We start from the raw sequence: 12,840 nt of genomic DNA, 5'->3' as shown, positions 1-12,840 counted from the left end.
CGCTCCCCCGCGTCTACGCGTTTTCCGGCAAGGTGCTCCCGCTTCTCCGCGACTTCAGGCCGGACTTACTCGCGCAGTAAGTTTGGTTGACGTCCGATGGATATCCACGAGTTACGTTGCGGACGAACCCGGCGAGTTACCCGGGTCCCCGCAAGATCAGTTGTTCGTTTCTCCGCCATTTGAAATGCGAGTGAACTTTTCGCCTTCCGACCTGGACAAATGTCACAGCAGATCCGGCCGGAACGCGGGTAGCTCGCCGGTCCTACCCAGCGTGCCGCCCGTTCCCATGCCACACGGCGCACGGCGATACCCACGCCGCACGCCAAGACCGGCAAAAGGCGTGCGATGGCGGGCTGGCAAGGTGTGGGTATGACCAAGGTGAATCTCTCGACGAATTACGGACCGATCGTCCTGGAACTTGACGACCAGAAGGCGCCGAACACGGTGCAGAACTTCGTGGATTACGTGAACGCGGGCCACTACAACGGCACCATCTTCCACCGTGTCATTCCCGGCTTCATGATTCAGGGCGGCGGCTTCGAGCGCGGCCTGCGGCAGAAGGGCGTGCAGGCGCCGATCCAGAACGAGGCCAACAACGGCCTGAAGAACGACAAGTACACCGTGGCGATGGCGCGCACCAACGACCCGCACTCGGCGACCGCGCAGTTCTTCGTCAACGTCTCCGACAACGCGTTCCTCAACCACTCGGCGCCGACGCCGTCGGGCTGGGGTTACACGGTGTTCGGCAAGGTGATCGAGGGCACCGAGGTGGTCGACAAGATCGCCGGCGTCGCCACCGGCAGCGCGGGCGGGCACCAGGATGTGCCGGTCGACGACGTCGTCATCGAATCCGCCAGCCTCGGCTGAGCTGACCGACCTCGGTGAATCGGGCCGCGCCGCAACGGATGCGGCCCGATTCCGGCGTCAGAGCGGCAGCAGGTGGTGCTTGCGCGGGTTGCGCGCGAGCGACTTGTCGCGCAGCAGCTGCAAGGCTTTGCGCAGTTCCAACCGGGTGTTGGCGGGCTCGATCACCGCGTCGATGTAGCCGCGTTCGGCGGCCACCCACGGCGTCGCCATGGTGGCGTTGTAGAAGTCGATCATCTGCTGGCGCACGGCCGCCCGCTGTTCCTCCGGCGCCGCCTCGATCTGCTTACCGCCGATCAGGCTCACCGCGCTCTCGGCGCCCATCACCGCGATGCGCGCGGTCGGCCAGGCCAGATTCACGTCGGCGCCGAGCTGCTTGGAGCCCATCACCGCGTAGCCGCCGCCGTACGACTTGCGAATCACCACAGTGACTTTCGGCACGGTCGCCTCCACGAAGGAGAACAGGAACCGGCCGCCGCGCTTGATCACGCCGATCTTCTCCTGCTCCACCCCGGGCAGGAAGCCGGGGGTGTCGACGATGAAGACCAGCGGGATCTCGAACGCATCGCACAGCCGCACGAAATGCGCCGCCTTGTCCGAGGCCCGCGCGTCCAGCGCGCCCGCGTAGACCATCGGCTGGTTCGCCACGACACCGACAGGACGGCCGTCAACGCGGGCGAAGCCGGTGATCATGTTGCGGCCGGCGGTGGCGCCGATCTCGTGGAAACCGCCGTCGTCGAAGATCCGCAGCAGGATGTCGTGCATGTCGTAGGCGGCGTTATCCGAGTCCGGCACCAGGGAATTCAATTCCCGGTCGCTGTCGGTGAGCTCCGGCTCCAGGCCGGGGTTCACGATCGGCGCCAGCTCCTGACAGCTGGTCGGCAGGAAGCTCAGGTAGTCGCGCACCCACCCGAACGCCGACTTCTCGTCCGGTGCGACATGATGGATGTTGCCGTACTCGGCCTGGCTCTGCGCGCCGCCGAGCTCCTCGAGGCTGACGTCCTCGCCGGTGACCTCGCGGATCACCTTGGGGCCGGTGACGAACATGTACGCCTCTTCGGTCGCCACCACCACGTCGGTGTTGATCGGGGCGTACACCGCGCCGCCCGCGCACTTGCCGAGGATCATCGAGATCTGCGGCACCAGACCGGACAGCGGTTCCTGCCTGCGACCCAGCTCGGCGTACCAGGCGAGCGAGGTCACCGCCTCCTGCACGCGCGCGCCGCCGGAATCGTTGATGCCGACCACCGGGCAACCGACCTTGGCCGCGTACTCCATGATCCCGGCGACCTTGCGGCCGAACATCTCGCCGACCGAGCCGCCGTAGACGGTCTGGTCGTGTGAGAACACCGCCACCGGCCGACCCTCGACCAGGCCGTGCCCGGTGACCACGCCGTCGCCGTAGAGCGCGGTGGGGTCACCCGGCTTGCGCACCAGCGCACCGATTTCCACGAAGGTACCCGGATCGAGCAGCATGTTGATCCGTTCACGGGCGCTGGGAATCCCCTTCTTCGCCCGCTTCGCCACCCCCGCTTCACCCGCCGGTTCCTGCGCTAGATCCATCCTTTTACGCAGGTCGGCGAGCTTCTCGGCAGTAGTGCTCACTTCGTCCCTTTCGTAAGGCGCACCCGCTAAGGGGCGATTGCCGCCAGCTTCGCGGCGAGGTCGGCTCCGATCTTTCCGATCCGTGGTTCGTCGACTATCTGCAGGTGATCGCCCGGGATGTGGACGATCTCCAGGTTGGAAAGGTACTCGTCCCAACCACCGTTCGGCAGTCGTTCTGCGTAGCGCGGCTCCAGCTCGATCGCACCGTCGTGGTAGCGATCGGCGAGATAGAGCACCACGTCACCGTCGTACTGAGTCGGCCGGACCTGTTGCAGCGCACGGTTTTCGATCCACGAGGTCTTTTGGTGCTCGAGCACGCCGCCGGGGATCTTCGCGCCGCTGATCTTGATGAGGTCCGAGATCATCTTGAACTGTTCCTCGTCGCCCGCCTGGGCGAGTTCCTTCAGCTGCTCCGGCGGGAGTTCACCGTCGACGCCGTAGGTCTTCTTCGCGAAGGCCTGGTACCGCTCGATGCGACGCACCCGCTCCTCGGGACTGTTGTCCTCGGGCTCGCTCGGGATTGCCAGGTCGATCAGGCCGACCACGCGGACGTCCGCGCCCTCAGCGCGCAGCAGTTGCGCGCAGGCCATGGCGAGCACCGCGCCGAGGGACCAGCCGTAGAGCACGAACGGTCCATCGCCCTGCAACTTGCGCAGCTCCGGCACGTACTGACGGGCCCGCTCCTCGATGGCACCATCGACCCGCTCGAAGCCGTACATCGGGGTGTCTGCGGGAAGGCGCTTCAGCAGCGGTTCGTACACAAGGGTGTTGCCGCCAGCCGGGTGGAATACGAAGACCGGCACCGCGTTCGAGCCATCCACGCGTGCACGCAGCGGGCGAACGAAGCCGTCGACGTCAGCGCCACTGTCTTGCAAGGTACGCACGATGTCGGCCAGTTGCTCGATGGTCTCGCAGTCCAGCACGTCATCGAGGGTGACCTCGGCTTTGACCCGATCGGTGAGTCGGGCAGCCAGCTTCTCGGCAGTGTCTTCGTCGAGGATCGGCAAGGTGTTGAAGATGCCCCCCGCCGACTTTCCGGTCACGACCGCCCAGGTAGCGAACGTCAGTCGTTCGGCAGCGTCGCGCGGCGGCACATCATCTTCGTCGCCCGATTGCTGCGCACCGAACACTGACTCCATCGCCGCTGCTCCGGCAGCCGGAGCCGCCTGTGCGGCAACCGATTCGGCGGCACCCACCGCAGTGGTGTCCTGACTGTCGAGCGCCCGCTCGTTCGCCGCTTCCTTCGCATTTGCCGCGGCGGACTGCTCCGGCGAAACCGGAGCGGGCGTCGCAGTACCGGCGGCGGCACCGGTGATGCCCGCGGCCGTCTCCGCCTGCGCGACGATCTGCTCGGCCTCCGCCTGCACCGACGTGGTCTCGACGTCCAGCGAAACACCTTCGGCGGCAGCCGCTTCGGTGACCGCGGCGGCCGGGTCCGCACCGGCTTCGACGGCCGCGCGGGCGGCGGCGATGAAGTTGCTGTCGACCACGATCTCTTCACCCGCGGCCTGCCGCTCGGCCACCGCGAGCATTTCTTCGCGATGGTCGATGGCGTAGCGCAGCACCTTGCCGACCTCGGTCAGGTTGGCGTCGCGCACGGCCTGGATCTGCAGCTGCGGGATGTCGAACTCGTACTCGACGCGGTTCTTGATGCGCATGGCCATCAGCGAGTCGAGACCGAGTTCCATCAGCGGGATCTCCATCGGGAGGTCCTCGACCGCGTAACCCATCGACTCGGCGACGATCAGTGCGAGGCGGTCCTCCAGCGGCTGGGTGCCGTTGGGATCCCAGCGCTCACCGAAGGTTTCGACGACCTCTAGATCCGCATCACCCGTGGTCGCGACTGCCGTGACCGCCGGAACAGCCTCGGCCACAACGGATTCGGGCAGCGGCGCACCGGAGGTGACCACGGCGTCGAACAGCAGCCGGAAGGCGTTGCCCTCCTTGGCATGCACCTGCACCGAGGCGCCGCCGGGGTGCGGGGTCAGCGTGGTGGTCAGCGTGCCGGTGGCCGGAACCACAGCGTGCGGAATCGACGCGCCGAGCGATACATCGCTGAGCACCTGTGCCGCAGCGGCATTCACCAGTGCGGCGAGGTCGGTGACCGACTCGGCCGGCACTTCCCACGCGTGCCTACCGTCCGGCAGCGCCACGTGAACACCGGGCACCCCGGTGCTTCCGGTCGCAGCCAGCGAAACCTTCGGCCAGAACTCCTTGCGCACGAACCTGGTTCGTGGAATGTCGGCGTAGTCGCCAGGGGACAGCAGCGACGACAGGTCGACCTGATGCCCGTGCACATAGAGCTGGGCGAGGGCGCCGATCACGCCGCTCGCCTCGTCCTCTTTGCGCTTGAGCGTCGGGATGAGTTGCGCATTGGGCAGGCCCGCCGCGAAAGTCGTACCGAGCACCTGCATCAGCGCAACGGAATTCGGAGCGAGCTCCAAGAAGGTGGTGTGCCCGGCATCCACCGCGAGTTTCACCGCATTGGTGAAGTACACGCTGCCGCGCATGTTCTTGACCCAGTAGTCCTCGGTGTGCACCGGATCGCTGCCCGGGCGGTAGTACTGCTCCTTTTGCACCGTCGAGTAGAGACCGGTCTTCAGCTTGGTCGGCTCGATACCGGCCAGCTCCGCCGCCAACTCGCCGAGCAGGGGGTCCATCTGTGAGGTGTGGCCCGCGCCGCGGGTCTGCAGCACCCTCGCGAACTTGCCCGCCGCTTCGACCCGCGCCACGATCGCCGCGACTTGGTCCTGCGGACCGCCGATAACGGTGTTGGTCGGTGCCGCGTACACGCCGACCTCGACGTCCGGGTACTCGGCGAGCAGCTTTTCGATGTCCTCGGCGCTGTATTCGACGAGCGCCATGTTGCGCACGTCGTCATCGGTGATCATCTGCTCGCCCTCGTACATCAGCCGCGAGCGCGCGCAGATGACCCGCACCGCGTCCTCCAGAGCGAGACCACCGGCGATGTATGCCTCGGCGACCTCGCCCATCGAATGGCCGATCACCGCCTCGGGTTGGGCACCGTGCGCACGCAGCAACGCCGCCAAGCCGATCTGGATGGTGAAGATGCCGACCTGCGAGGTGCCGACGTTGTAGTCCTGGCTGTCATCGAGGAACAGCTCACGCACCGAGTACCCGGCCTCGTCCTGCACCAGCTCGTCGACCTCGTCGACTGCCTTGGCGAAGATCGAATTCTCCAGGTAGAGCCGCTTGGCCATCTTGCGGTGCTGCGCGCCGAAGCCCGAGAGCACCCAGACCGGGCCCATGACCGCAGGCGCGTCGGCGGTGAATACACCGGCACCGGGCTTGCCCGCCGCGATGGCGCGCAGGCCGGCGATGGCCTCCTCATGGGTGGTCGCGAGCACCACGCCGCGCGAACGCCAGTGGCTGCGCTTGGCCAGCGACCGTGCCACATCCTCGAGCGAAACATTGTGGCCCACTTCGGATTCCAGCCAGTCGGCGAGCTCGGCGGCGGCGCGACGCCTGCGCGAGGGCAGGTAGCCGGAGACCGGCAGGATCACCGGCAGCGGCTCGGTGCGCTCGGCGGTCCATTCGGCAACGGGAGCAACGCTTTCCACGACCGAAACCGTGGCTTCCGCGACGGGCGCGGACGTTTCGATGTCGGCTCGGGACGCTTCATCGACAACCGCATCCGCTTCCGCGGCCACGTCGGTTGTCTCGTCGTCGAGTTCGGCATCCGGTGCGGCGACAGCGGAGGCGACCGCCGCGTCCTCGCCCGCAGGTGCCAGCTCGGGGGCCGCTACCGCCTCGGCCGAAGTTGGAACGTATTCCTGCACAACGACATGGGCATTGGTGCCGCCGAAGCCGAAGCCGGAGATACCGATGGTCGCCTTGCCGCTGTAACGCGGGAATTCCGTCGGCTCGACGACTACCTCGAGATTCGACTGAGCCCACGGGATGTAGGGGTTGGGGCCCGCATAGTTGATGTTCGGCGGAATGATGTTGTGCTGCAAGCCCATCAGCACCTTGGCCAAGCTGGCTGCACCCGCACCGGACTCCAGGTGACCGAAGTTGGTCTTCGCCGAACCGAGCAGCGCGGGCTTGTCCTTGTCGCGACCACGGCCGACCACCTTGGCCAGCGCATCGGCCTCGATCGGATCGCCGAGCGGGGTGCCGGTGCCGTGCGCCTCGATGTAGTCGACGGTGGACGGCACGATGCCCGCGTCCCGGTACGCCCGGCGCAGCACATCGGCCTGAGCATCGGGGTTCGGCGCGTACAGGCCGTTGGAGCGGCCGTCACTGTTGACCGCGGAACCCTTGATCACGGCCATGATTCGATCGCCATCGCGTTCGGCGTCGGCGAGGCGCTTGAGTACGAACAGCCCTGCGCCTTCGGAGCGGACCATGCCGTCGGCGTCGGATGAGAACGCCTTGACCCGGCCGTTCTTGGCGACGCCGCCGCCGAGATCGAAGCCGAGGGTGGCCATCGGAGCCAGGATCATGTTGACGCCACCGGCCAGGGCCACATCGGCGTCACCCTCGCGCAATGCGCGCACCGCTTGATGCACCGCGACCAGGGTCGATGAGCACGCGGTATCGACAGTGACCGAGGGGCCACGGAAGTCATAGAAGTAGGAGACCCGGTTCGCGATGATGCCGCTCGAGCTGCCGCTGATTCCGTACGCCTGCGCGGAAACGGGCACGTTCGGCCCCTGGTCGGCGCCAAGCCCCAGGGCGGCGATCAGCATGAAGTCACTGGTAGAAGAGCCGATAAACATACCGACCGGCGCGCCCTTGAGCTCACTCGCGGGAATCCGGGCGTGCTCCAATGCCTCCCAGGTCAGCTCCATCATCAGGCGCTGTTGGGGATCGACCCGTTCGACCTCGATGGGCGACATCGCGAAGAACTCTGCGTCGAAGCCTTTGACCACGTCCTGGTCGAGATAGCCGCCGAGCGTGTTGCCTTCGGCGATCGCCTTGGCCGCGGCAGGGTTGCTGGAGAACTCCTCCCACCGGCCCTCGGGCAGCTCACGGATCGCGTCGCCGCGACCGATGAGGAACTCCCAGGTCGACTCCGGGGTGTCGCCCGCTCCGGGCAGCCGGGTGGACAAGCCGATGATGGCGATGTCGTGAGCGTCGCCCGGCGTGTGGCCCGCAGTGTAGAAGGCATCGTCGGATGCCTCTTCGGCAATCTCCGGCTCGCCGTTGATGACCATCTCGGCCAGCGAGGCGATCGTCGGATGCTGAAAGTAGGCGGTCGCCGTGAGCACCACGCCAGTCAGATCCTCGATGTCGCCAACGAGCGCGATGGCGTCGCGCGAGGCAAGCCCGAACTCCTCCATCGGCCGGTCGACACTGATCTGCTCGATAGGTTGCCCGGTCGCCTCGGCAACCCAGTTGCGCAGCCAGTCCCGCAGCTCCGACACCGTCATGTCGGTCTGCGCGCCGGAAACCTCGGTGGAGGCAGCGGCCACCTGCGCGGATGCCTGGTCGGCGTCCGCGTCGGCGGGCAGGGATTCGGTCGTCGTGGTGGACGTGCCCTCGTTGTCAGCCATCAATTCCTCAAGCTACCTGTCTGCGTACCGGGCGCACCGCGAATGTCGGCTGTCCGAGGCCACCCCTGGGCAATTACTCTTCCGGTGCATCGGGGAACGCCTGCTGGGTGTAACCACCCCGCAGCGTTCCCTCGAGGTAGGCGGCCTTGCAGGCCCGCCGGGCGATCTTGCCGCTGGAGGTGCGCGGGATGGAACCCGCGGGAACCAGCAGTACGTCTCGAACGGTCACGCCGTGGCGCGACGCGACTGCGGCGCGCACCTCGTCGGCGATGGGTAGTGGATCGGCCTTGCCCGCGCCCGGGCCGCGTTCGGCCACGATGACCAGCTGCTCGGAGGCGTCGTCGGCGTCGAACTTGAGTCCGGAGTGGCTGCCCTGGTCGAAGACGAGCGCGGGTAGCTGGTTCGCGGGCACCGAGAACGCGGCGACGAAGCCGGGGCGTAGCGCCTTGGAGGCTTCCTGCGCGGAGAACTCGAGGTCCTGCGGGTAGTGGTTGCGGCCGTCGACGATCACCAGGTCCTTCACCCGCCCGGTGATGTACAGCTCGCCGTCCAGGTACACGCCGTAGTCGCCGGTGCGCATCCAGTTGGCGTCGCGGTCGGTGCCTTCGGCGTGGCTACCCTCGGGTAGCCGGTGCGAGACCTTGTTCTGGAAGGTCGCGGCGGTTTCGTCCGGCCTGCCCCAGTACCCGATGCCCATGTTGTTGCCGTGCAACCAGATCTCACCGACCCGGCCGTCGGGCTGCTCGTGCCCGCCGTCGGCCTCGACGGTCTCCGGGTCGACGATCACGGCCCACTGCGACAGCGCGACGTAACCGCAGGAGACCTGCGCGATGGCGTTCTCCGAGCCCGGCTCGACCTTGACCATGCGGCCCGCGTTGAGCTCGTGGCGGTCGACGTAGGTGACCTTCGCTTCGTCCTCGGCCTTGGTCGCGGACACGAACAGTGTTGCCTCGGCCATGCCGTAGCAGGGCTTGATCGCGGTCTTGGGTAGGCCGTAGGGCGCGAACGCCTCGTTGAACTTCTTCATCGAGGAGGTGGTCACCGGCTCGCTGCCGTTGATCAGGCCGATCACGTTCGACAGATCCAGCGACTCGCCGTTCTTCGGCAGGCCACGCGCCGCAGCGTGCTCGAACGCGAAATTCGGTGCGGCGGCGAAGGTTCCGGCGCCGTCGGACTGCGCGGCGAGTTCCTTGATCCAGCGGTACGGGCGGCGCACGAACGCGCTCGGCGACATGATGGTGATGTACTTGCCGCCGACCGCGGGCAGGATCACCGTCAGCAGACCCATGTCGTGGAACAGCGGCAGCCAGGTGACGCCGCGCGAGTTCCAGTCCAGGTTGATCGCGTCGACCATCTGCAGCAGGTTGGTGCCGACCGCGCGGTGGGTGATCTCCACACCGGCCGGAGTACGGGTCGAGCCCGAGGTGTACTGCAGGTAGGCGATGTCGTCGATGGCGATGTCCGGGCGCACCCAGCCCTCGCCGACACTGTCCGGGATCGCGTCGACCGCGATGATGCGCGGGCGCTGCGCGGCGGGCAGCGACCGGAAGAACTGCCGCACACCGGCCGCCGAGGAGCTGGCGGTCAGGATCGCGGCGGGTTCGCAGTCGCCGAGCACGGCGTGCAGGCGGTCGGTGTGACCAGGCTCGTCCGGGTCGAACAGGGGCACCGAGATGGTGCCCGCGTAGATCGCGGCGAAGAAGGAGATCACGTAATCCAGGCCCTGCGGCGCGAGGATCGCGACCCGGTCGCCCGGGTTGGTCACCTGCTGCAGTCGAGCGGCCACCGCGCGCAGCCGAATGCCGAACTCACGCCACGTCAGTTCCTGCGCCTCGCCATCACGCTCACGCGAGTAATCGATGTAGCGGTACGCCAGAGTGTTCGCGTCGTTCCGGGTGTGCTTCTCGACGTGATCGACCAGGGTGTGATCCTCGGGAATTCGGATGTTCCCGGTCTCGTCCAGGTAGTCGTCGAAAGTCTCTTCCATTCCTTCTTCTCCTCCGAGGCACACGCAGCAAGACGGCGACAACGCCGTTGTTACCTGTGAGGCCCCGACTCGCTTTCGCCCGCGGGTGGCTCCAAGTGCTCGAGTCAGCCTGCAGTTATTGGGCGGTCTGCGCGGTGACCGCTATCGGCTAGATGTACTCAAACCAGAGTCATGTTACAGAGAAGACCGGCTCACTCGTCTCGCAGCAGGGGAATAACGGGGGCGAATGCGTCCATCTGGGTGGGAAAGACCCCGACATACGACATCGAGGTGAGTTGGCGCACACGACGGATCTGCTCGGCGATTTCTTCGAAGCTGCCGATGGCCACGTACGGCGAGTTCAAGATGTCCTCGACCGAAAGCTTCACGTCCACCTCGAGATCCGGGTGCAGACCGCGGTCGATCGCGGAAAGCGCCATCTCAGCGGTCTTCTCGCGATCGTCGGTGATGACGATGGCGGTGATGGCCCAGTTCAGCTCGATATCGGCGAACCGGTCGCCCGCGGCCTCGCGGATCAGGTTCACCTTCTCGATCGTCTTCTCGAGCGTGATGCCCGACAAGAGGCCTTTACCGTTCTTGGTGGTCACCGGCACGACCGAGATGATGTCGGCGTGCTTGGCGGCCAGCCGCAGCATCTTCGGACCGCCGCCGCCGGTGCAGATCGGCGGGCGCGGACCCTGCCGTGGCCTCGGCGTGCCCTTGATGCCCTGTACTTGGTAGTACTTGCCCTCGAAGGTGCACTCCTGGCCGCGCAGCAGCACGTCCAGGATGGTCAGCGCCTCGTCCAGCTTCGCGAGCCGAACACCGGGCGTCTCATAGGGCAGACCCGCGGCGACGAACTCGTCCTGCTTCCAGCCCGCGCCGAGACCGACCTCGAGCCTGCCCTTGGACAGCACGTCGATGGTGGCCAGATCCTTGGCCAGCACCACGGGGTGCCGGAAACCGTTGGCCAGCACCGACGTTCCGAGGCGGATCTTCTCGGTGGCCTGGGTCAGCGCGCCGAGGGCGGCGATCGGGCCGATCTGGTCACCCAGGTGATCCGGCACGACGAAGGTGTCGAAGCCGTACTCCTCGGCCTGCTGCGCCGTCTGGATGAACTTGCGGGCGCCACCCTCTTGCTTATTTCCCTCGCCCGCTGCCGCGAAGCGGAAGCTGCGCAGCGGCGTACCCAGCGCGGTCAACTCACCGGCTGGTGCGGCGGCTTCTGTCATGAACTCATGCTCCTGGCTGTAAGGAAACTCGGGCGCGACGGTGCAGGGTGAAGTCCCGAACACGGCGTCGGTGCTACCTGCGTCGCGATCACCTGCGGCACTTTACAGCGTGCTGTCCAACGGGAGTCGCGCTTGTCGGGGCAGTACTGGTCTTCTGCGTGCCGACCTCAGCGCTGACTGTGAAATCTCACGATTCCACGCTGTATCACCGGCTCGCGCACTCACGAATGTGGCGGATGCGGTGCCGATTCGATGAGGCCGTTCGCCCAGTTGACGGCCCACTGGGTGGAGGTGGTGCCGTTCTCGTCGACGATGAAACCGTTGTACAGCGCGTGCACCGGGTTGCCCGCCGCACGCACCAGCGCGCCGACGCTGCCCATGATGTTCCACGGGCTCAGTGCTTCGCGCGGTGCGTCGCAGATCAGGTCGCCCTGCGCGCAAATCGTGAAGGTGCGTTCGGCCAGTTCGCCGAAACCACCCGGGCGCGGGCCCGTCATCGTGATACCGGGGACGTTGAGCCCCTTCAGCGCGACCTCGGCACCGACGCCCGCGGGCACCGCCCCGATCTGGACGGGCTGACCGGGACCGGTGTCGCCGGTGCGCCTGCCATCGGAAATGAGCGTCACGCCGAGCACCTTGTTCGCAGGCACCGGCCCCTTGCCCTGGCCGATCTGCGAAGCCACATCACCCGCGATCACCGCGCCCTGCGAGAACCCGGCGATCACGTAGGTGGTCAACGGACATTCGCGGTGCCGCTGCTGCATCGCGTCGATCATCCGCTGGGTGCCCTCGGACCGGCTGTTGTTGTAGGACTGCTGGCCGTCCGGCGGGATGGCGATCGGATTGGAGAACTGCGCGACGTACGGGACGGTGTACACGTCCAGCCGTTCCTTCGGGAACTGCTGGCCGACCGGGTTGGAGATGTTGAGCATCAGCGAGATCGGGTTCGCGGTCGGGTTGTGCGGGTCGTCGTTGCTGTTGGATTCCCAGGTGCCCGGCACCGAGATCATCTGCACGTCCGGACAACTCGCCGGTTGCGAGGTCGGCTCCTCGGGCGGCTTCGGTCCCGGCTTCGGCTGGCGCAGCAGCCCGGCGAGCAGGTACCACAGCAGCAACACCACGATGATGATCAGGACGGGGATCCCGATCAGCAGGAGACATCCCACCGGCCTCGACCGGCGGGATGTGCCGCCACGGCGCGCATTCACAGCTGCGCCTCGCTAGCGCTCGGCGCGGTCGTGCCTGCGGTGCAGCTGTGTTCCCGGTTCACTCGCCGCGCTCCTTCACGTCGCTCACGCCTTGCAGTAGGTCTGCTTCGCGGCGCTGATGTAGACCTCTCCGGCCTTCTCGACCGGCATCTTCGCCGGATCGAAGGAGGGATCGGAGCCGGCCATCGCGGTCACGAAGGTCATCAGATCCTGATCGGAGGCCCCGGACGCGGTGCCCTGGCAGACGTAGTTCGCCACGCTCAGCGCGATATCCGGGGTGGACGGGGTGACGCCCTGCTGCTTGAGCGCGTCGAGGTACTTCTTGTCCTTGTCGGTGAGCTTCGAGGTGTCCGCGGGCGGCGCGGACTCGGCGGGCACCGGCTGCGGACGCTCGGGGGCGACCGTCTCGGCGGGCGGCTGCTCGGGCTGGGGGGTGGGCGCCGGCG

7 protein-coding genes are annotated in these 12,840 nt (G+C 66.9%); 1 reads left to right on the top strand and 6 read right to left on the bottom strand.

Features of this window, described 5'->3' with window-relative positions; all coding sequences use genetic code 11:
- The first annotated feature begins 369 nt into the window (after positions 1-369).
- A complete protein-coding gene (locus NN4_RS23800; RefSeq protein WP_135234275.1) occupies positions 370-867 on the top strand; it encodes a peptidylprolyl isomerase in 498 nt (165 codons plus the stop codon).
- 57 nt (positions 868-924) lie between these two features.
- Here the strand turns inward: NN4_RS23800 and NN4_RS23795 are convergent, their stop codons facing one another.
- The 6 genes from NN4_RS23795 to NN4_RS23770 all read right to left on the bottom strand — a co-directional run.
- A complete protein-coding gene (locus NN4_RS23795; protein WP_186818600.1) occupies positions 925-2,427 on the bottom strand; it encodes an acyl-CoA carboxylase subunit beta in 1,503 nt (500 codons plus the stop codon).
- A 68-nt stretch (positions 2,428-2,495) separates the two neighbouring features.
- Complete coding sequence (gene pks13, locus NN4_RS23790) at positions 2,496-7,988, bottom strand: polyketide synthase Pks13 (RefSeq protein ID WP_147135436.1); 5,493 nt, start codon at positions 7,986-7,988, stop codon at positions 2,496-2,498.
- Between the two features lie 73 nt (positions 7,989-8,061).
- A complete protein-coding gene (gene fadD32 / locus NN4_RS23785) occupies positions 8,062-9,975 on the bottom strand; it encodes a long-chain-fatty-acid--AMP ligase FadD32 (protein ID WP_135234272.1) in 1,914 nt (637 codons plus the stop codon).
- A 191-nt stretch (positions 9,976-10,166) separates the two neighbouring features.
- The gene (locus NN4_RS23780; protein ID WP_107653612.1) at positions 10,167-11,186 is read right to left on the bottom strand and encodes an LLM class F420-dependent oxidoreductase; all 1,020 of its coding nucleotides are present in this window, start codon (positions 11,184-11,186) and stop codon (positions 10,167-10,169) included.
- A 221-nt stretch (positions 11,187-11,407) separates the two neighbouring features.
- The gene (locus NN4_RS23775) at positions 11,408-12,352 is read right to left on the bottom strand and encodes a cutinase family protein (protein WP_147135433.1); all 945 of its coding nucleotides are present in this window, start codon (positions 12,350-12,352) and stop codon (positions 11,408-11,410) included.
- A gap of 126 nt (positions 12,353-12,478) precedes the next feature.
- A partial coding sequence (locus NN4_RS23770; protein WP_147135430.1) for a DUF732 domain-containing protein occupies positions 12,479-12,840 on the bottom strand: 362 nt, incomplete at its 5' end.

Origin of the sequence: Nocardia ninae NBRC 108245 (assembly GCF_007990755.1) — a bacterium.
Lineage (GTDB): Bacteria > Actinomycetota > Actinomycetes > Mycobacteriales > Mycobacteriaceae > Nocardia > Nocardia ninae.
The sequence above is the reverse complement of the archived record's forward strand: the minus strand, read 5'-3'. Positions and strand labels throughout refer to the sequence as shown.